The organism is Mycolicibacterium sp. XJ2546, assembly GCF_053483195.1.
Window position 1 is genome coordinate 367,281 of the sequence record NZ_JBEFRW010000003.1, and the last position, 19,565, is coordinate 386,845.

General features: G+C 64.3%; 19 protein-coding genes. 15 read left to right on the forward strand and 4 right to left on the reverse strand.

Translation table 11 applies throughout. The features are described 5' to 3' along the window. Nucleotides 1-29 precede the first annotated feature (29 nt). From ABQE44_RS08160 to ABQE44_RS08190, 7 genes are all read left to right on the forward strand, one after another. Nucleotides 30-1,214 (forward strand): lipid-transfer protein, encoded by a 1,185-nt coding sequence (locus tag ABQE44_RS08160; RefSeq protein ID WP_448390982.1) that lies wholly within the window; start codon nt 30-32, stop codon nt 1,212-1,214. Nucleotide 1,215: 1 nt separating this feature from the next. Next, nucleotides 1,216-1,674, forward strand: a complete 459-nt coding sequence (locus ABQE44_RS08165) for a MaoC family dehydratase N-terminal domain-containing protein (protein WP_448390983.1) — start codon at nt 1,216-1,218, stop codon at nt 1,672-1,674. Further along, nucleotides 1,671-2,084: a MaoC/PaaZ C-terminal domain-containing protein gene (locus tag ABQE44_RS08170; protein ID WP_448390984.1), complete on the forward strand. Its 414-nt coding sequence runs from the start codon at nt 1,671-1,673 to the stop codon at nt 2,082-2,084. Before ABQE44_RS08165 ends, ABQE44_RS08170 begins: the two co-directional genes overlap by 4 nt. 21 nt (nt 2,085-2,105) lie before the next feature. Next, complete coding sequence (locus ABQE44_RS08175) at nt 2,106-2,936, forward strand: SDR family NAD(P)-dependent oxidoreductase (protein WP_448390985.1); 831 nt, start codon at nt 2,106-2,108, stop codon at nt 2,934-2,936. 2 nt (nt 2,937-2,938) lie between these two features. Next, nucleotides 2,939-3,697, forward strand: coding sequence for an enoyl-CoA hydratase/isomerase family protein (locus ABQE44_RS08180; RefSeq protein ID WP_448390986.1), 759 nt, complete (start codon nt 2,939-2,941; stop codon nt 3,695-3,697). Nucleotides 3,698-3,776: 79 nt separating this feature from the next. Beyond that, nucleotides 3,777-4,973, forward strand: a complete 1,197-nt coding sequence (locus ABQE44_RS08185; RefSeq protein WP_448429075.1) for a TetR/AcrR family transcriptional regulator — start codon at nt 3,777-3,779, stop codon at nt 4,971-4,973. A gap of 134 nt (nt 4,974-5,107) precedes the next feature. Next, nucleotides 5,108-6,661: an acyl-CoA synthetase gene (locus tag ABQE44_RS08190; RefSeq protein ID WP_448390988.1), complete on the forward strand. Its 1,554-nt coding sequence runs from the start codon at nt 5,108-5,110 to the stop codon at nt 6,659-6,661. Here the strand turns inward: ABQE44_RS08190 and ABQE44_RS08195 are convergent. From ABQE44_RS08195 to ABQE44_RS08210, 4 genes are read right to left on the reverse strand one after another with little or no spacing between them, the layout of a single operon-like run. Next, a complete protein-coding gene (locus ABQE44_RS08195; RefSeq protein ID WP_448429077.1) occupies nt 6,655-7,911 on the reverse strand; it encodes a PucR family transcriptional regulator in 1,257 nt (418 codons plus the stop codon). The genes ABQE44_RS08190 and ABQE44_RS08195 overlap by 7 nt on opposite strands. Before the next feature lie 54 nt (nt 7,912-7,965). Then, complete coding sequence (locus ABQE44_RS08200; protein ID WP_448429079.1) at nt 7,966-9,333, reverse strand: flavin-containing monooxygenase; 1,368 nt, start codon at nt 9,331-9,333, stop codon at nt 7,966-7,968. Continuing rightward, nucleotides 9,330-10,232 (reverse strand): alpha/beta hydrolase, encoded by a 903-nt coding sequence (locus tag ABQE44_RS08205; protein ID WP_448429081.1) that lies wholly within the window; start codon nt 10,230-10,232, stop codon nt 9,330-9,332. The genes ABQE44_RS08200 and ABQE44_RS08205 overlap by 4 nt, the downstream gene beginning before the upstream one ends. Further along, entirely contained in the window at nt 10,229-11,011 is a 783-nt protein-coding gene (locus tag ABQE44_RS08210; RefSeq protein WP_448390992.1) for an enoyl-CoA hydratase/isomerase family protein, read from the reverse strand. Before ABQE44_RS08210 ends, ABQE44_RS08205 begins: the two co-directional genes overlap by 4 nt. 188 nt (nt 11,012-11,199) lie before the next feature. Between ABQE44_RS08210 and ABQE44_RS08215 the strand changes: the two genes are divergently transcribed. Genes ABQE44_RS08215 through ABQE44_RS08250 form a run of 8 tightly spaced genes read left to right on the forward strand, consistent with a single transcriptional unit; the run spans nt 11,200 to nt 19,564 of the window. Further along, nucleotides 11,200-12,033, forward strand: a complete 834-nt coding sequence (locus ABQE44_RS08215) for a mycofactocin-coupled SDR family oxidoreductase (protein ID WP_448429243.1) — start codon at nt 11,200-11,202, stop codon at nt 12,031-12,033. Between the two features lie 2 nt (nt 12,034-12,035). Next, nucleotides 12,036-12,806 carry an MlaE family ABC transporter permease gene (locus tag ABQE44_RS08220; protein WP_448390994.1) on the forward strand — a complete coding sequence of 257 codons (771 nt, stop codon included), beginning with the start codon at nt 12,036-12,038 and terminating at the stop codon, nt 12,804-12,806. An 11-nt stretch (nt 12,807-12,817) separates the two neighbouring features. Beyond that, complete coding sequence (locus ABQE44_RS08225) at nt 12,818-13,660, forward strand: ABC transporter permease (RefSeq protein WP_448391376.1); 843 nt, start codon at nt 12,818-12,820, stop codon at nt 13,658-13,660. A gap of 1 nt (nt 13,661) precedes the next feature. Further along, nucleotides 13,662-14,936, forward strand: coding sequence for an MCE family protein (locus ABQE44_RS08230; protein WP_448390995.1), 1,275 nt, complete (start codon nt 13,662-13,664; stop codon nt 14,934-14,936). Continuing rightward, nucleotides 14,933-15,961, forward strand: coding sequence for an MCE family protein (locus ABQE44_RS08235; RefSeq protein ID WP_448390996.1), 1,029 nt, complete (start codon nt 14,933-14,935; stop codon nt 15,959-15,961). The genes ABQE44_RS08230 and ABQE44_RS08235 overlap by 4 nt, the downstream gene beginning before the upstream one ends. Then, on the forward strand, nt 15,958-17,190 hold the full coding sequence (locus ABQE44_RS08240; RefSeq protein WP_448390997.1) for an MCE family protein: 1,233 nt from the start codon (nt 15,958-15,960) through the stop codon (nt 17,188-17,190). Before ABQE44_RS08235 ends, ABQE44_RS08240 begins: the two co-directional genes overlap by 4 nt. Then, nucleotides 17,187-18,428, forward strand: a complete 1,242-nt coding sequence (locus tag ABQE44_RS08245; protein ID WP_448390998.1) for an MCE family protein — start codon at nt 17,187-17,189, stop codon at nt 18,426-18,428. The genes ABQE44_RS08240 and ABQE44_RS08245 overlap by 4 nt, the downstream gene beginning before the upstream one ends. Continuing rightward, a complete protein-coding gene (locus ABQE44_RS08250; protein WP_448429083.1) occupies nt 18,425-19,564 on the forward strand; it encodes an MCE family protein in 1,140 nt (379 codons plus the stop codon). The genes ABQE44_RS08245 and ABQE44_RS08250 overlap by 4 nt, the downstream gene beginning before the upstream one ends. Nucleotide 19,565 lies beyond the last annotated feature (1 nt).

Below are 19,565 nucleotides of genomic sequence, written 5' to 3' on the forward strand. Positions count from 1 at the left end.
GCGGGGAAGATCCACGGTCAGGAGCCTTGATGGGAAATCGCGTACTTGTCGCCGGCGTCGGGATGATTCCGTTTCGCACACCCCGCACCACCGATACCTACGATGTGATGGGAGAACAGGCCACCCGCGCGGCGTTGGCCGACGCGGGAGTTGCCTACCAAGCGGTCCAACAAGCCTACGTCGGGTACGTCTACGGCGACTCGACATCGGGACAAGCCGCGCTGTACCGGTTGGGCACCACCGGCATTCCCGTCGTCAACGTCAACAACAACTGCGCCACTGGTTCCTCGGCTCTGTTCCTGGCGCGTCAAGCCATCGAACATGGCGTCGCCGATGTCGTCCTCGCGCTGGGGTTCGAGCAGATGCGCCACGGTGCGCTGGAGATGGCCTACACCGACAGGCCGACACCGTTCGACAGTTTCTCCGAGGTCGTGCACGGAATCCAAGGTGAAAGCGATGCCCCTTTCGCCGCACAGTATTTCGGCGGCGCCGGCCGGGAGTACTGCCAGCGACACGGCATGGACGAGGAGGTTTTCGCCCGAATAGCGGTCAAGGCGCGCAAGCACGCGGCGTACAATCGGTACGCCGTGTTCCGCGACCCGGTCACGGTCGAGGAGGTGCTGGCCGCACCGACGATCTACGGCCCGCTGACCCGTCTGCAGTGCTGTCCGCCGACATGCGGTGCCGCCGCGGCGATTCTGGTGAGCGAGAGCTATGCGAAGAAGTTCGACATCGCCGCCACGGTCGCAGTGCGCGCCCAGGCGATGAGCACCGATTCAGCCTCGAGCTTCGCAGAACGGTCGATGATCAAGATCGTCGGCTATGACATGACCAAAGCCGCGGCGCAGCAGGTATACGACGCGGCCGGTGTTGGACCCGAGGATATCGGAGTGGTCGAATTGCATGACTGCTTCACTACCAACGAACTGCTCAGCTATGAGGCACTCGGCCTCACGCCCGAGGGCACCGCCGAGAAGTTCATCGCCGACGGCGACAACACCTATGGCGGCCGGGTCGTCACCAACCCGTCCGGAGGACTGCTGTCCAAGGGGCACCCGCTGGGCGCCACCGGGTTGGCGCAGTGCGCGGAGTTGGTGTGGCAGTTGCGTGGAACGGCAGGCGCACGGCAGGTCGACGGAGTCGGACTTGCGTTGCAACACAACATCGGTTTAGGTGGCGCGGCCGTTGTAAGCCTGTACGAGAAGGTGACCTGACGTGGCCGTCGACCCGACCGTGACGGGCACTGAACTGCCCCCAACCGAACTGGCTCTCGACGCCGGACGGCTGAAGTTCTTCGCCAAGGCGATCGGCGAAGCCAACCCGATCTACATCGACGAACAGCTGGCGAAGGCGGCCGGGCACCCCGGGCTTCCTGCGCCACCGACGTTTCTGTTCGCCATCGAGCTCGAGCGGCCCGACCCGTTCGACTGGGTCAGCGAGCTGGGAATCGACCTTCGCCGGGTGCTGCACGGCGAACAGCGGTTCGTCTACCACTCGCTCGCCTATGCCGGGGATGTCGTGACGGCCAGGCCCAAGATCGTCGACGTCTACAGCAAGAAAGGTGGTGCCCTGGAGTTCGTGGTCAAGGACACTACCGTCCTCCGTCACGACGGCAGCACGGTAGCAGACCTCAAATCTGTTCTGGTCGTTCAGAACCCGGAGGTCATGAAATGACGGTCGAATCGTTCGTTCCTCAGGTCGGCGCCGAACTTCCTCCATTGCAACTCGGAGCTGTCAGCCGGACGACGCTGGCATTGTTCGCCGGGGCCTCCGGCGACCACAACCCGATGCACATCGATATCGACGTCGCGAAGTCGGCGGGCCTGCCGGACGTTTTCGCCCACGGCATGCTCTCGATGGCCTATCTGGCCCGGCTGCTGACCGGCTGGGTAGAACCGGCAGCCATCCGGTCCTACGGGGTCCGGTTCTGCGCGATCACGCCGGTAAACGCCGAGCCGACCGCCCGCGGACGCGTCGTTTCCGTCGACATGGTCGACGGGGAACGCCGGGTCACCCTTGCGTTGTCGGTCACGCTGGCCGATGGCACCGAGACGCTATCCGGCGACGCCGTTGTGGCGATCTGAGAACAACTGTAGGAGCACAAGATGGGAACTCTGAGCGGCAAGGTGGCCATCGTCACCGGAGCCGGTCGCGGCATCGGCAACTGCATCGCACTGAAGCTGGCGACCGAGGGCGCCGCCGTCGTTGTCAACGACCTCGACGAAGACCCCGCCGCCGAGACCGCCCGCGCGATCGAGCGCATAGGCGGTAGGGCGGTGCCGGTACCGGGCAGCGTCACCGACGACGGTTTCGCCGAGACGTTCATCAACGCCGCGGTGGACGCTTTCGGCGGCCTGGACATCATCGTCAACAACGCGGGCTACACCTGGGATTCGGTAATCCAGAAGATGACCGATGAACAGTGGGACGCCGTCCTCGACGTTCATCTGAAGGCGCCGTTCCGGATTCTGCGCGCAGCCCAGCCCGTGATCTCGCAACTCGTGAAATCAGCGAAGGCGGAACGTATCGCGGTGCCCTGCCGCAAAGTCGTCAATATCTCCTCGGTCGCTGGTCTGGGCGGCAATCCCGGCCAGGCCAACTATGCCGCGGCCAAAGCCGGCGTCGCCGGCCTGACCAAGACTATCGCCAAGGAGTGGGGCCGTTACAACGTCACGGTGAACACCGTTGCGTTCGGGCTGATCCGGACCAGGCTCACCGATACACCTGCCCACGGTGACGGCAGCATCGACGTTGCAGGGCGGACAATCAAGGTCGGAGTCAACCCGAACCTGCTGGCGGTGATGGAGCAGTCGATCCCTCTGGGCCGCAGCGGGAGCCCGGAAGAGGCCGCAGGCGCGGTCTACCTGCTGTGCACACCGGAGTCCGACTATGTCAGCGGGCAGACGTTGGTCTGTGCCGGCGGGTTCAACATCTGACCGTGGTGCACATCGGTATTCACGGCGGCATCGCCACAATCACGTTGCAGCGACCGCACCGACTCAACGCGTTGACGTGGACGGTCATGGACGACATCCGCACCGCTGTAGGCGACCTCACGGCCAGCGACGAGGTGGGCGCATTGGTGATCACCGGCGCGGGCCGAGGCTTCTCGGCCGGGATGGACCTGATCGATCTGGACGCCGATGTCGGTGAGCTCGCGGCAGCTGTAGAGCGCGGGATGTCAGCGAGCCTGAACCCGATGTGTCGTGCCATCCTCGATGCACCCGTACCCGTACTGGTCGCAGTGAACGGACCGTGTGCAGGCGGAGGCGTGGGCCTGGCCCTGCTCGCCGACATCACGATCGCCGCGCAATCGGCGTACTTTCTGGTCCCGCAGGTGCATTCCCTGGGCATCGTGCCCGACGCCGGTTCGACCTGGATAATGCCCCGGCTGGTGGGCCGGGCCCGGGCGCTCGGCATGTCGCTTACCGGCGGCCGAATCGATGCTGAACAGGCTGAGCGCTGGGGCTTGATCTGGCGGTGGGTACCCGACGATGAACTCCTGAACCAGGCCTATACGCTCGCCGGTGATTTGGCCCGAAACCGCTATCCCGTCGTGGCAACCCGCGAGCTGATCGACAACGCCGTGACATCGAACCTCGCAGATCAGTTGCTCGCCGAGACACGTGCACAGTCGTTCGCCCTACGCGATCGCGGCGCGGTCGAGAAGATCAGGCGGTTTGCGACCGGCTCGTGACTGGTACGGGTCGGCGGCGCACCGGATACGATCGGCCGCGGTGCGCCAAGGGGTGCCAGCCGAATGACGAGGTAGATGAATGGTGACAGGGCCGGACGGACCGCCGGCGGATCCTCCAGTGCGGGGTACCCGCCCGGCCAATCGCCGCCGCCTCATCATCGTTGCGGCTACAGACCTGTTCTACTGCAACGGGTATACACAAGTTTCGATGAAGGAGATCGCCGAAAGGGTCGCGATCGGACCGTCGGCCCTGTATCGGCATTTTTCCAACAAAGAGGATCTGCTTTACGCCGTCGTGGCGGATGCGCTTGGCGTCGTTGATGCGCTCCTGGACCGCCTGCTGGCCGATCCGGCCACCGAGCCGATTGCCGCGATTGCCGAAACCATGTTGGAGCACCGCGCTATCGGGGCCCTCTGGCACGCTGAGTCACGCCACCTGTCGCCTGAGGCCAACGCCGCTCTGCGGCACCGGTTACGCGATATCGGGACCCGGCTGGCACAACTGGTGGCGCGGCAACGTCGCGGCGTTGACGACACAGTCGCCGACCTGCTCGCATGGTGCATTCTGGCGGTGGCCACCAGCGTGTCCTTCCACAGCCTGAGTCTGCCGACAGATCGGTTCGTGCGGTTGATGACGGAGATGATGCACTCGGTGATCCGGGTGATCGTGCCCCGGTTGCGGCGCGCACCTGTGCGGACCGGTGATAGCACAGCCGGCTGGTCACCGAGCCGGCGCGAAGAGATACTGAACGCGGCGATGAAGCTGTTTGCGCGCAACGGTTTTGCCAGCGTTGGCATCGACGATATCGGGGCCAGCGTCGGCATCGCCGGGCCCAGTGTCTACAACCATTTTGCTGCCAAGGAAGACATCCTCGCGACGGCGATATCGCGGGGACGCGAACTGCTGCATGCGGATATGCGTCGACAGGTTGCGCGGGCGGCCGGCCCACGGGATGCGCTGGAGCGATTGCTGGCCGGCTACGCCGAATACGTCTTCGAAACCCCTGAAGCCATTGCCCTGCTCATTTCGGAGGTAGGTCAGCTTCCGGCCGAGGAACAACACCGGGCCCGTGCGGCGCAGCACGAATACATCGCCGAGTGGGTGCACATGCTCCGTCAAGTCGAACCGGGGTGGGACCCGATTCAGTGCCGGATCAGGGTGCAGGCGGCACTCGGGGTGATCAACGACGTGGCGGCCACACCGCACCTGCGCGTCTTCGCCAATGTCGACGCTGCCGCCCTTGCGGTCAGCGCTGCGGTGCTGGGTTTCGGCTGACCACCGTCGGACCGCTTGTGCCGTTGACCAAACTATTCGAGATTCGCTGGCAGGTTGCAACTTTGGGCTTTTGCGGCCCCTCCGAACTCCTATGCTCGGCGGTGAACCTGTGCCATCGGCTGAAAGGCCAAGCAATGTACCTGACCCAAGGATTGCATCGAGGGGTGCAACAAAGCCCTGATGCGGTCATGACGATCTGTGGCGGACGCGAGCAGACATTTCGCGCCGTTGCCGAGCGGGTGGCCAGACTGGCCGGTGGGCTTCGCAGCCTGGGCGTGGGTACCGGTGATCGAGTCGCCATGCTGTCGATGAACTCGGATCGCTACCACGAATACCTGCTCGCGGTGCCGTGGGCCGATGCCGTGCTCGCCCCACTGAACATCCGATGGAGCGCCGGCGAAATCAGCTACGCCCTCCGCGATTCCGGCGCTGTCGTGCTGATCGTGGACGAGGCGCACCGCGATATGCTTGCCGAGATCCGAACGACCTGCGAGCAGATGCCGGCGGTGATCTACACCGGTGACGGCCCACCGCCCGATGATGCGGTGGATTACGAGCAGCTGATCGCCAACGCGCAGGCCACATCCGATGCCAGGCGAGGCGGCGACGCGCTGGCGGGGCTGTTCTACACGGGCGGGACCACCGGAGACCCCAAGGGGGTGATGCTGTCACATGCCGCGATGGTGACCTCCTGGCTGGGCGCTGTGGCCTCCGGCTACCTGTTCGAACCGCAGCGCGAAACCCGTTACCTGCATGCCGCGCCGATGTTTCACCTCGCCGACCTCGCCGCCTGGGGTGCGGCCACACTGCTCGGCGGAACGCATGTGATGGTCCCGCGCTTTGATCCGGCCACGGTGTTGGCCACCATCGAGAACCGGCGCGTCACCGATGTCGCGTTGGTACCGACCATGCTGCAGGCGCTCATCGACCATCCCGACCTTGGTACCTACAATCTGTCGAGCCTGCGCGCCATTTTGTACGGTGCCTCGCCGATCCCGCAGGCATTGCTCGAACGCGCCACGGCTGCCCTGCCCCAGACTTCCTTCACCCAGGCCTACGGAATGACCGAACTGGCGCCGATCGCGACGATGCTGGGACCCGGGGACCACACCGACAGACACCTGCTGCGTTCGGCCGGCCGCGCGGTGCCCAACTGTGAGGTGCGCATCGTCGATAACGAAGGCACGGAAGTGCCGCTGGGCGCGGTCGGTGAAATCGTCGTGCGCGGCGGCAATGTGATGACCGGCTATTGGAACAAACCCGATCAGACGGCCGCAGCCCTGCGTGATGGCTGGATGCGCACCGGCGACGGCGGATACATGGATGGTGAGGGCTATGTGTTCATCGTGGACCGAATGAAGGACATGATCGTCACGGGCGGCGAGAACGTGTACTCGGTCGAGGTGGAAGACGCCGTCGCACACAATCCGGCGGTGGCGCAGTGCGCGGTCATCGGGGTGCCCGACCCGGGTTGGGGCGAACGGGTGCACGCTGTAATCGTGCTGCAACCCGGCGTGCGCACGTCGGGCGACGAAATCCGCGAACACGCCAAGCGCCACATCGCCGGATACAAGGCGCCGCGCAGCGTCGAGTTCGTCGACGCGCTGCCCGTCTCCGGAGCCGGAAAAGTCCTCAAACGTGAGCTGCGCAAGCGGTATTGGGCAGGGCACGATGTGCAGGTTCAGTAGCCGCCCGGCGGATCGGCCGGCAGCATTTCATCGCCGAATGTTGTGGTGAGCAGCAGGGCCACCTCGACATCGAGCCGTCGATCTTCCAGCGGATGGCCCAAGAGCGCCTCGATCCGCTGCAGCCGGTACAGCACGGTATTGCGGTGCATGAACAGTCGTTCGCTGGCTCGGCGGGTGTTGCCGCCCTCCTGCAAGAACACCCAAAGCGTTTCCCGCAACTGCTCGGCGGTGCTCGTCCTAGCCGCAAGTTCGCCGAGCGTCCTGGCCACGAACCGTCGGGCCTCATCTTGATCATGGGCGAGCAATGCGACGGTCGCGACGTCGGCGTGCAACGTGACCCGCGGTGGTGCCGGCATCCGGGACGCGACGCGACGCGTGCGCAATGCCTGCTCATGGCTGATCCGGAAGCCGTCGTCGCTGTGCGCGGTCTGACCGACCGCGATCAGGACGTCGGGATGTGGCAGCTTGTCTGCCCCGGCGGCGAGCCGAGCGTGGTCCAATTCGCCGGCGATCCACGCCCACATGGCGCAAGTGCCCACGGGCAGCATCAGCATCCGCGATGCGCCGGCCGCGGACATGATCGAAGTGAGGCAAACGTCCAGCGCCGCGAGTTGCTGCTCGACCTCACCGTGTGAAGGCATCCACGCGATCAGGGCGGTCTGTGGCGCACGCAGGTCGTGATCGAGTTGATGGCTGGCGTGATCGACGGGTATCCGATCACCGCGCAGCAGCCGCTCGACCAGTGCGGCGCGACGCGCCGCCGCTCCTCGCAACCAACGATCACGTTCCCGTTCGTAATCGGAGACCAACTGTGTGACAACGCGGTCGAGATACACGTTCAGCTGATCGAAGCTGCGGTGGATCGCTTCAATGAAAACGTCTTGTTCGGTGAGCCGTTCGGCGAGGACATCCATCCAAAGCCGGGAGAACAGGGTCTGGCCAACCCGGTAGGACTGGATCAGGGATTCGAGTGGCAATTGGCGACGCGCGACGGTGGAGGCGAACGCGGTGACCTCCGGGCGGATCGCCACCTCTTCCGCCACGTTCTCCGAACGGAACACCGAAAGCATCGCGGCGACATTGCCATAGGCGCTGGCCTCGACGTCACGCACCAGATCGTCGTCCTCGAAGAACTCGGGAACCGACCCGGCGAGCTGCTCGCTGAGTGTCACGGCGACGTCGTCAAGCCGCGCACCCAGATCATGCGCACACTCGATGATCGCATCATGGGCGGTGAGCGGATCGACCACCGAGACGATGCTACCGGTCACGGTATCGGTGCGGGCGAGCCGTTGTCGCGCCGGTCACCGTACGGGTACCAATCCGGGCGGGCGGGACGCCGAACCGGCGCTGTCCGAGCCGAGCCGACGCGCACGGCGTCGTCCGGCCCGCATCTCGCGTCGCAAGGTCTTGAGGTAGTGGTTGTGATCCACCTGAACCGTATGGCGGGTGGAAGCGACGAAGCGCTTAGCGAGCCAACGTTGATCGGCGTCGATCGCACGGTTCATCGCATCGCGGTCTGGCAGCGCGGAGCGCCCAGCCAGTAGTTCGCCGATCCACTTGCCCTGCAGTTCAGCCAGGGGTTGAATGGCGCCGAGCGGCTGGCAGAGGCCGACGAAGAAGACGCCGGGCCGGTCCGGATGCACCACGCGTTGATACAACGCGATCTGGTTGTCGGGGGCGCAAATGTAAGACTCGTCGAAGAACGGAAACGTGATCTTGTACCCGGTAGCGCACACGATCACGTCGGCTTCCACCAGCGAGCCGTCGACGAACCGGACACGGTCGCCGAGTAGTTCGGCGATCTGTGGTTTGGGTGTTATCCGGCCCAGCCGCAACTCGTCCATGACGGATGCCGACATGGTGGGGTGAGCGTCGCCGAAGGCGTGATCCGGCACCGGCAGCCCGCAGTCTTGGCTGCGGCCGTTGGCCAGTCGCATCAACGCTCCCAGCATCATGCGACCGGGTTTGTGCGAGGCCGAGTTCAGCAGCCAGTTCGGCGGTGCCATCCCGAAGACATACTTGGGCATGATGTGCGCGCCGCGTCGAACTGAAAGGTATGTTTCGTCGGCCATATGGGCAGCTTCGGTCGCGATATCGACTGCGCTGTTGCCGATTCCGACCACCACCACGCGCTTACCGGCGAGAAACGCCGCATCACGGTAGTCCCGCGAGTGCATCAGGACGCCGTCGAATGTTCCGGGGAACATCGGCTCCGGCATGCGTCTGTCCCAGTGATGACCGTTTGCCACAAGCACGGCGTCGTAGTTCTCGGTGCGGCCGTCGGCCAGTCGTACCGAGAAGCCACTTCCGGGGGCAGGTGACACGTTGCTCACCTCGGTCTGGAACCGAATGTGTGGGTGGATCCCGAAGTGTCGCGCATAGTCGTCGAAGTACCGGGCGAAGTCCCAGTGGCTGGGGTAGGCAGGCAGGTGGTCCGACATCGGAAAATCGTGATAGCCCATATACGTTTTGGGAGCATTGGAGCTCAGCGTGCGATACGCGGCCGCGGTACCGCTGGGATTGTCGAAGACCCACAGGCCGCCGACCCGGTCGCTCTTTTCATAGCAATCGAAATCGATCCCGGCACCCTTCAGCCCGACGCACGCGGCCAGACCAGCCGATCCGGCGCCAATCACGCAGGCGCGGGTGGGAGGCTTGACAACGGTCATGATGCGGTCCTTTCCACAAGCGATGACAGGAACGAGATCTGGTGGTTGACAACGGATTCAAATGCCAGACCACGGTCATAGACGTCGAAATGGCCGACAGCTGGGTACTCGTGCACCACTGCGCGGGCGCGCTGGGCCGCGGCGCGGGCGAGATCGGCCGGGGCGTTGCGGTCTGCCGCAGCGATCTGCACCAGCATCGGGCAGCTAATGCGGTCGGCGCGCCGGGCCGGCCGGTAACCGGGAACGGCCAGCAGCATTCGCGCAGCGAACTCGTTGCGCCACAGCGGCGCGTCTGCGGCAGCCGCCAGGTACCCCGGTAGCGCGTCGGACGTGGTGAGCATCGCCGCGCTGCCGGGCGGTCCCACGGCGGGCAGCAGCACGGGCGAACGCCCGGTGCGGGCGCCGATCGAGTCACGTACCGCGGCCGCGGTGAGCTGCACCGCCGCCCTCGGCGGAATCTCTCGGCGCATCCGCAGCAGGGTCGCGAGCCCGTCGACGATCGGAGTCAGCGCGACCGCTGCGACCAGGTCACGTCGTTCGGCCGCCACGGCGAACACGTGTCCACCCGACAGCGACGTGCCCCAGATCGCGACACCGTCCACGTGTGGCAGCTCGCGTGCCGCGGCGACGGCGGCGTGGTAGTCGCGACGTTGGCCGGCGAAGTCGATGACCTGGCGCGCGCGGCCGCCGGATGCGCCGAAGCCGCGGTAATCGAAGCACAGGGCATCGATGCCGGCACCCGCGAAGCGTTCGCCGAAACCCACCAGACCCGCGTCTCGGGTTCCGCAGAACCCGTGCGCCATTACCACGCATGGTCGAGGATGGATGCCGTCGGCGGCGTAATGCCATGCCGCAATTTTGGTTTCGTCGACGGACAGTTCGAGCTCGATCCGCTTCATCGCCGGGCCTGGGGAGTGTTGGAACCTGGTGCGTCGAGGAACCGGCGATAGGCGGTGGCGAACTCGGGAGTGTCGATGCACAGCAGTTGCGCATCGAGTTCATCGTCGAGCGTGTCGTCCCACGTCGGCCGGGCGGCTCGGTCGATGATGCGTTTGGCCAGCCCGTTGGCGGTGGTGGAACAGGCCAAAAGTTCGTCGGTCAGTGCGGATGTGGCGGCCGTCAGCTTGGCAGCCGATGTGACGCGGGTGGCGATGCCGAGTCGCCCGGCCCGCGTTCCGTCGATCATCGCCGACGTGAGGATGAGTTCTTTGGCCCGGCCGGCGCCCAACAGCGACACCAGCCGGCCGGTGCCGCCGACATCTGGCACCACACCCATCCGGGTTTCCGGCAGACCCAGCGTCGCGTCCGCGGTGACCACCCGCAGATCGCACGCCAAGGCCAGCTCGAATCCGGCACCGATCGCCCAGCCGTGCACGCTCGCAACCGTCGGTAACGGCAGCCGTTCGAGCCGCTCGTAGGCGGCAACGAAAACGCTGCGAATACGCCGAAGCCCTTCGGCTGTAGCGAGCTTCGCCAGCGTGGCGGCATCGATTCCGGAGCTGAACCCGGGTCCCTCACCGCGAACCACCACGCAGCCGATGCCCGAGGCAGATTCCAGTTCGGCCACGGCCGCATCGAGGTCGTCGACGAGTTCCTCATCGAGTGCGTTGCGGCGCTCCGGGCGGGCGAGCACCAGGTGCGCAACACGACCGTCGCGGTCAATTCGGACAGAGGCCATGAGTGCAGCTAAGCGCCGTCGGCTGGCATGGGCCATGTCGTCCTGCACAGAGATCCACAGCCGTGTTGTGCAGCCTGCGCGAACCTGGCTGTGGGTCTTCCATATGCGCCGCGCATCACCACAATGAGGCTGAGTAGGTGTCCGATCTCGTTTCGTGGCAACCGATCCGGTCGATGAAGGGCAGGCAGATGACAACCCGGTTCCAAGGCAAGGTGGCCTTTGTCACTGGGGCGGCAAGGGGGCAGGGGCGCGCACACGCGGTCCGGTTCGCCGAGGAAGGCGCCGACATCATCGCTGTCGACCTGTGCGAACAGCTCGACAGCGTCGACTATCCAATGGCCACAGTCAACGACCTCGATGAGACGGTCAACCTGGTCGAAAGGACGGGACGTCGTATCGTCGCTGAACGTGCCGACGTCCGCAATGTTCAACGGCTGACAGCAGTGCTGGATGGCGCAGTGGCGGAGTTGGGCCGGATCGACTACGTGCTGGCGAATGCGGGGATCGGGCCGGTCTTCGGAGACAGGTCGCAGCAGCTCAACGCATATCTGCATGCGATCGACGTGATGCTCAACGGCGTTTACTTCACGGTCGAGGCGGCATTGCCGGCCCTGGTGCGACACGGTGACGGCGGCGCCATCGTGATTACCAGTTCGGCAGCGGGACTCAAATCGGTCGGTCCGGGGTACGCGACGAAAAGCCATGGCGGGGCGGGGTATACCGCTGCCAAACACGGCGTTGTGGGTCTGATGCGTTATTACGCAACCACGCTCGCCGAGCACAGTATCCGGGTCAACTCAGTTCACCCGACCGGTGTCGCCACGCCGATGATCATGAACCCTCAGGTCGAGCGGTATATGGTCGAGCACCCCGAAATGGGTGCGGCACTGGAGAACCTGCTACCCACGCCGGTGGTCGAGTGCAGCGATATCACTGAGGCCATGGTGTACCTCTGCTCGGACTCGGGACGGTACATCACCGGTGTGACCCTGCCGGTTGACGCGGGTCTGACGGTCAGGTAGTCATGGTCGCTTCGGTCAACGCGGTCACCGTCCCTATCCGCGCGGCGGGCGGCTTCTTTGCGCTGGCGTTGGACACCCTCCTCCTGACTTTTCAGCGTCCGTTCGCGTGGCGGGAGTTCCTCACGCAGAGTTGGTTCGTCGCCCGAGTGTCCATGCTTCCGACACTGATGCTGTCGATTCCGTTCACGGTGCTGACCGTTTTCACCTTCAACATCCTGTTCGTCGAATTCGGCGCGGGCGACTTCTCCGGGACCGGGGCCGCGTTTGGCGCCGTCACCCAGATCGGACCGATGGTGACCGTACTCGTCGTCGCGGGAGCCGGTGCCACTGCGATGTGTGCCGACCTTGGAGCGCGGACCATCCGCGAGGAACTCGACGCGCTACGGGTGATGGGGGTGAACACGACCCAAGCGTTGGTGGTGCCGCGAGTGCTGGCCGCGACACTCATTGCGCTGTTGTTGTCGTCCCTGGTGGTATTGGTCGGTATTGCCGGCGGATTCGCCTTCTCGGTGTTCTTCCAGCACGTTACCCCCGGGGCGTTCGTCGCCGGACTCACCCTGGTGACCGGGCTGGGAGACGTCATCGTGTCGCTGATCAAGGCCGCGTTGTTCGGGCTCACCGCCGGTCTGATCGCCTGTTACAAAGGTACGTCGGTCGGCGGCGGTCCGGCGGGTGTTGGCAATGCCGTCAATGAGACCGTCGTGTTCTCATTTCTCGCGCTGTTCGTGATCAACGTGGTAGTCACCGCCGTCGGGGTCAAGGTGACGATGTGACCTCCTCGGTGGTGGCGGGTAAGCGCTTTCCCCGCACCGGACATCGACTCCGGAAATGGTCAGCGCGGTGGAACCGGATCGGGGAGCAGGCCGAGTTCTACGGCCGGACTGTGCGCTCGATTATCGAAGCGTTCCGGCATTACAAATGGGAACTTGTCCGCCTGATCGCCCAGATGAGTTTGGGTACCGGTGCGTTGGTGGTCATCGGCGGGACGGTCGCGATCGTCGGGTTTCTGACGCTGTCCACCGGCGCGCTGGTGGCAGTGCAGGGCTACAACCAGTTTGCGCAGGTCGGCGTGGAGGCTTTGACCGGGTTTGCGTCAGCTTTCTTCAACGTTCGACTGATCGCCCCATTGACGGCGGCCATCGCGATGGCGGCCACCATCGGCGCGGGCGCCACCGCGCAGCTAGGCGCGATGCGGATCAATGAAGAGATCGATGCCCTGGAGGTGATGGGTATCCGGTCGATCGCCTATCTAGCGTCCACGCGGGTAGTGGCCGGCGTTGTAGTGGTGATCCCGTTGTACTGCGTGGCGGTGTTGATGTCGTTCTTCGCGGCCCGGTTCGGTACGACCTACATCTACGGTCAATCCACCGGCGTCTACGACCACTACTTCCGAACCTTCCTGATCCCAACAGATCTGATCTGGTCGTTCGTTCAGGCGATTGCGACCGCGGTGGTGATCATGCTGGTGCACACCTATCACGGCTTCAGTGCCTCCGGTGGTCCGGCCGGGGTAGGAGAAGCGGTCGGTAGAGCAACGCGGACGTCGTTGGTGAGCGCGGTGTTCGTGACACTCTTGGTGACTCTGGCCGTCTACGGCCAGACCGGCAACTTCAACCTGGCAGGTTGACGTGATCAGCAACGGACAACGTCGTCTTCACCGCGCTTGGTCGGCCGCGATCCTCGTCGGGACCATCATTGCGGTGACCGTGCTGTCCGGTGCCTCGTTCACCCGGTCGTTCAGGTCCTATGTTCCGGTGACGCTCGTGTCAGACCGTGCCGGTCTGGTGATGGAATCGGGCGGCAAAGTGAAGTTGCGTGGCGTTCAGGTGGGGCGTGTGAAAGCGATCGATGCTGGACGCGATGCGGTGAGCCTGGAACTCGAAATCGACCCAAACCAGATCAGACACATTCCCGCCAACACCGAAGCGCGAATCGCGGCGACCACAACGTTCGGCGCAAAATTCGTCGACCTCGTAATCCCCGCAGATCCGAGTGCCGCTCGACTGTCCGCAGGTGACGTAGTGCGATCGCACAACGTGACGACCGAAGTCAACACCGTCTTCGAGAACCTGGTGGGAGTGGTCCAAAGGGTCGACCCCGCAAAGCTGAACGCGGTGCTCTCGGCGATTGCCGACGGTGTACGCGGTCGCGGTGAAGCGATGGGCCGGACTGTCACCGACGCCGGGGAGGTACTGGCCGCGCTCAACGCGCGCAGTGCCACGATGCAACGAAACTGGCAGGCGCTCAAAGGGTTCAGTGACACCTACGGTGCCGCGAGCCGCGATATTCTCGATATGCTGGCCGCGGTCAGCATCACGAGCTCAACCACGGTTAGCCACGCCGACGCTTTGGACGCATTGCTGCTCAACCTCATCGGCCTGTCTCACAGTGGCACCGCACTGCTCGAGCCGAACAAGGACACGTTGGTGCGGGCCGTAAACGGTTTGGAACCCACCACCGAACTGGTCGCCACCTACAACCCGTCGCTGACATGCCTTCTGGTCGGCGGGAAAACCCTTTTGGACAACGGGTACTACGACATCACCGGGGGTTACAACGGCAAGTCGATCATTGTCGACGCCGCGGTGCTGCTCGGCGACGATCCGTATCGCTATCCCGAAAACTTGCCAATCGTACGGGCCAAGGGCGGGCCGGGCGGAAAACCGGGCTGCGGCTCGCTGCCCGATGTCGCCGAGAACTTCCCGGTGCGAGCGCTGGTGACCAACACGGGGTTTGGAGCAGGTTTGGACCATCGACCCAACCCTGGCATCGGGTTCCCGGGTTGGGCGAACTACTTCCCGGTAACCAGGGGGGTTTCGGAGCCGCCCAGCATCCGGCATCCCGGCGGACCGGCGCCCGGGCCGATGCCAGCTCTCGGACCGCCGGTTGGTGAGCACCCATGAGAGAACACCTACCCGGCGTCGTCTGGCGGCTGTCCGTCTTCGTCGTCGTTGCGTTACTCGGCATGTTCGCGTTGTTGACCATTTTCGCCCAGTTCCGGTTCGAGCGCGCACAGACGTACTACGCCTTATTCACCAACGTGACTGGGCTCAAGAGTGGGAACTTCGTCCGGATTGCCGGGGTCGAAGTCGGCAAGGTCATCGAAATTTCGCTGCGCGACGACGGCATCGTCGAGGTCTCCTTCACCGCCGAAGATTCTGTTGTGTTGACCGAGGGCAGCCGGGTCGTCATTCGCTTCGACGACCTCATCGGGGGCCGCTACGTCGCCCTGGAGGAGGGACCTGGCAACACCGCGAAACTATCGCCCGGCAGCACCATTCCCATCGCCCGAACCGCACCGGCACTCGATCTCGACGCCTTGATCGGTGGCTTTCGCCCGCTGTTCCGAGCGTTGGACCCCGATCAGGTGAACGCGCTGAGCGGTCAGCTCATCCGAGCGTTCCAGGGCGAGGGTGCCACGATCAGTTCGATACTCGGTCAAACCGCCACATTGACCCACACGCTGGCCGACCGTGACGAGCTCATCGGCGAGGTGATCGACAACCTCAACACGGTGCTGGCTTCATTTGCAGCCCAACGCAGTCAATTCGCCAAGGCGGTCGGATCGTTGTCCGAGTTGGTAGAGGTGCTTGCCGACCGCAAAAGGGAGATCGGCGACTGGGTCACCTACGCAAACGCGTCCTCAGCATCGATCGCCGACCTCCTGCACCATGCGCGTCCCCCGCTCCGCAAGGCGCTGCACGAAACCGACCGCACCGCTGGCATCGTGGTCGCCGACCACGACTATGTCGACAATCTGCTGGCGACCCTGCCCGAGACCTATCGGGTACTGGGACGTCAAGGCATGTATGGGGATTTCTTCAGCTTTTACCTGTGTGATCTGGTGCTCAAACTCAACGGTAAGGGTGGTCAGCCGGTGTACGTCAAACTCGCGGGTCAGTCCTCGGGAAGGTGCACTCCCCGGTGAAATCGTTTCAGGAGCGCAACAGGACGCTGATCGGGATCATCGGGCTGGTGTCGACAGTCGCCGTCGCCGCCGTCGCGGTCAACTATGACCGGATGCCGCTCATCTCGGGTGCGCACCCGTACACTGCGTACTTCGCGGAGGCAGGCGGGCTCTCCGAGGGGTCCGACGTTCAGGTCGCCGGCCTGGAGGTCGGTGAGGTGACCGGTGTTTCGTTAGTTGACGCCCACGTGGTGGTCACTTTTACGGTAAAGCGCGGTGTACGGTTGGGCGATCGCAGTGAAGCGGCGATCAAGACCAAGGCACTGCTGGGCAACAAGATTCTCGAGGTCACCCCGCGCGGGCAGGGCTTGCTGTCCGGACCCATACCGATCGGGCGCACCACACCGGCGTATCAACTGCCCGACGCCCTGGGGGATTTGACCGCGACGATCAGTGGCCTGGACACCGATCAACTGTCGGAGTCGCTGGACACGCTCGCACACACCTTTTCCGACACCCCGCCACAGCTGAGGGTCGCCGTCCAGGGTGTGGCCCGGTTCTCCAAAACGCTGAGCGAGCGTGATGCCCGGCTACGTGAGTTGCTGGTCAACGCCAGCCGGGTGACTACTGTTTTGGCCGAGCATCGCGATCAGATCGTGCGGTTGGTATCCGACACCAGCGCGTTACTGGCGGAACTGCAGGCACAGGGATCTGCGTTGAACCGCCTCTCGGCCAACGTCTCTGCGGTGAGCCGCCAGATCGGCGGGTTCATCGCAGACAACCGGGAGGCGCTGAAACCCACGCTGGACAAGTTGAACGGTGTTCTCGCCCTCGTGCAGAACCGCAAGGACGAAGTACAGCAATCGATCAAGGGCCTCAACGACTATCTGTTGGCGCTGGGGGAGACGCTGGCATCAGGACCGTTCTTCAAGGCCTATCTGGCGAACCTGCTGCCCGGCCAGTTCCTCCAGCCCTTTGTTGAGGCAGCCTTCGCCGACCTGGGCTTGGACCCGCAAGTATTACTACCGTCTGAACGGACCGATCCGCAAACAGGCCAACCGGCACTGCCGGCACTGCCGGTGCCTTATCCGCGGACCGGCCAGGGTGGTGAACCGCATCTGGCGCTGCCCGATGCGATTACCGGAATACCCGGTGACGAGCGTTATCCATACCGCGAACCGCTGCCCGCGCCGCCGCGGGGCGGTCCGCCGCCTGGGCCACCCGCTTCTGCTGGCGAGGCCGGCTCATGACCAGATTCCGGCTGTCATCTGTGCGGACCGGTCTCACCGTCGCACTCATCGCGGTGCTGATAGGCGGAATAGCGCTCGTCTCCACGGATCGCAGTACAAACCGAACGCACATAATCGGCTACTTCGACAACAGCACCGGGCTGTTCGTCGGCGATCAGGTACGCATTCTGGGTATCGCGGTCGGCCGCGTCGAACGAATTGAACCGCAACCCCACCGGGCAAAGATCCACTTCTGGGTTGACAGCCGATACCCGGTGCCCGCCGATGTGAACGCCGTTATCCTTTCTCCGTCGCTGGTGACCGCGCGCGCCATCCAGCTGACCCCGGCGTACACGAAAGGGCCGACGCTGCAGAATCATTCGGTGGTGCCGCAGGAACGAACCGCGGTGCCGATCGAATGGGATGACTTCCGCGACCAGCTGGAACGGATCACCCATATGCTGCGGCCGACCGAGCCGGGCGGGACGAGCACGCTGGGCTCCTTCATCAACACCGCCGCAGACAATCTGCGAGGACAGGGTTCAGACATCCGGCAGGCCGTCATCCAGATGTCACAGGCGATCGCCGCGCTGGGCGATCACAGCGGCGACATCTTCAGCGCTGTGCGAAATTTGTCGCTGCTGGTATCGGCTCTGCAGGGCAGCACCCAAGTGATGCAGCAACTCAACCAGAACCTGGCCGACGTCACCGGACGGTTGACGAGCAGTCCCGGTTCGGTGGGGACCGCCATCAAGGATCTCAGCGAGGTGGTGGGCGAGGTGCAGACCTTCGTTGCCGACAACAAGGAGACGGTGGGCGTCACCTCCGAAAAGCTGACCGCCGTGTCGCAGACCCTCACAGAAAGTCTCGACGACGTCGAACAGGCGCTGCACCTCGCGCCGACCGCTGCGCAAAACTTCATCAACATCTACCAGCCTGCACAGGGAACTTTGACCGGCGCATTGGCGGTGGGCAATTTCGCCGATCCGATCACGTTCATCTGCGGTGCCGTGCAGGCTGCGTCGAGGCTCAGCGGCGAGCACGCCGCCAAGCTGTGCGTGCAGTATCTGGCACCGATCATCAAGAACCGGCAGTACAACTTTCCGCCGATCGGCGTGAACCCGTTCGTCGGAACCGCCGCACGGCCCAACGAAGTCACCTACAGCGAGGACTGGCTGCGCCCGGATGCGCCTGCGGCGCGCAGTACAGACCCGGACGCCGGATTGACCGGCCTGATGGTGCCGGGGGCAGGGCCGTGAGGGCGGACCACCAGTGGCGGCTTACCGCGGCGGCACTGGCGGTCACATTGACCGCGTCGTTGTCTGGCTGTGGTTGGCGCGGACTGAACACGCTGCCGATGCCGGGCACCGAAGGGCACGGGCCGGGTGCGTACACGATTCAGGCCCAACTTCCAGACGTCAACAACATTCAACAGAACTCCCGGGTTCGGGTAGGGGATGTGACGGTCGGCAACGTCACCAAGATCGAACGGCAGGGCTGGCACGCGTTGTTGACCATCAAACTCAACGGCGACGTCGACATGCCGGCCAATTCGACGGTGACGGTCGGGCAGACCAGCCTGCTCGGATCCCTTCACATCGAACTGGACGGGCCGACCAGCGAGCCACCACACGGCCGGCTGCGCGAGGGTTCGATGATTCCGCTGGCAGCGGGCGGCGCCTACCCGTCCACCGAGCAGACCCTGGCGGCGGTGTCACTCTTGCTCAACGGTGGTGGTATCGGTCAGATGCAGGACATCACAACGGCATTCAGGACTGCGCTGGCCGATCGTGAAGACGACCTACGCGACCTGCTGAGCGAGCTGGACACGTTCATCGGCGTCGCCAACGATCAGACCGGCGACATCATCAATGCCACGGAGAGTCTCAATCGGCTCGTCGGTCAGTTCGCTGACGAGAAACCGATCGTGGACGCGGCGTTAACCACGCTCCCAGACGCCCTGGCCGAGCTGAAGAGCATGAGACACCACCTTGCCGATGCGCTGGACCGTTTGGGCCGGTTGGGCGCCCTGGCCAGCGACTCGGTCGACCAGACCAAGGAGGCTCTGGTCGCGGAGCTGAAACATATTGGGCTGCTGGCAGAGTCGTTGGCCAACGCCGGGCCAGCGTTGACCCGGTCGTTGAGCTTCTTCACGACCTACCCGTTCGCCAAGGAAACGCTCACCAACTGGTTCCGCGGGGATTACGCCAACCTGACCGCCGTGATTGACCTGACACTGAGCCGTATCGACTCGGCATTGTTCACCGGCACCCGGTTCGAGGGCGATCTCACCGAACTCGAGATCCAGTGGGGGCGAACCATCGGTCAACTGCCCAGCCCGTACACCGCCGCCAATCCGTTGGTGGCGCCGTACCGGTTCGATCAGGGACGGTGAC